Annotated in this window: 1 protein-coding gene; it reads right to left on the bottom strand. The window is 39.3% G+C overall.

Features of this window, described 5'->3' with window-relative positions; translation table 11 throughout:
- Window positions 1–656: DNA gyrase subunit A (locus ACFIO5_RS12255; RefSeq protein ID WP_375705553.1), on the bottom strand; the 656-nt coding region annotated here is incomplete at both ends.

Here is a 656-nt window from a genome sequence, read left to right as displayed (position 1 = left end):
CGATGTTCAAGCCATTGTTTTAAACTTTCCCGCAAAGAAAGAACATTCGGTACTTTTCCAAAAGACAAAACATTAAGATTGAGAGGAAATCTTATTTCAAAATCAGTCAATTTAAAAAGAGACTCCATAAGAATCTCAGGATCGACGGTACGATTTTTAGGAATAAGTACAATGCGAATATCTTCTGCTGACTCATCACGAATATCCTCAAGCATTGGTAAGCGCCGCGCAAGCAACAATTCCGCAGTTTTTTCAATAAGGCGTGACTTTTGAACTTGATAGGGAATTTCAGTCACAACAAGCACATAAGAACCACGGTTACCGGTTTCCTGATGCCAACGCGAACGCAACCGAAAAAAACCACGCCCAACACGATAAGATTCCTCAATACTCTTTTTAGGTTCAACTAAAATGCCACCTGTTGGAAAATCAGGTCCAAGCACAAAGTGATTTAATTCCTCATCACGGGCATTGGGATGCGCAATCAAATGAAGCGCCGCATCACAAAGTTCAGAAACATTATGGGGTGGAATAGATGTTGCCATACCAACAGCAATACCTGATGAACCATTAGCTAAAAGATTAGGAAAAGCTCCTGGTAAAACAATAGGTTCTTCATCTTCTTCATTATAGGTTAAACGAAAATCAATAGCATT

Source organism: Bartonella sp. AA86SXKL (assembly GCF_042196885.1).
The sequence above is the reverse complement of the archived record's forward strand: the minus strand, read 5'-3'. Positions and strand labels throughout refer to the sequence as shown.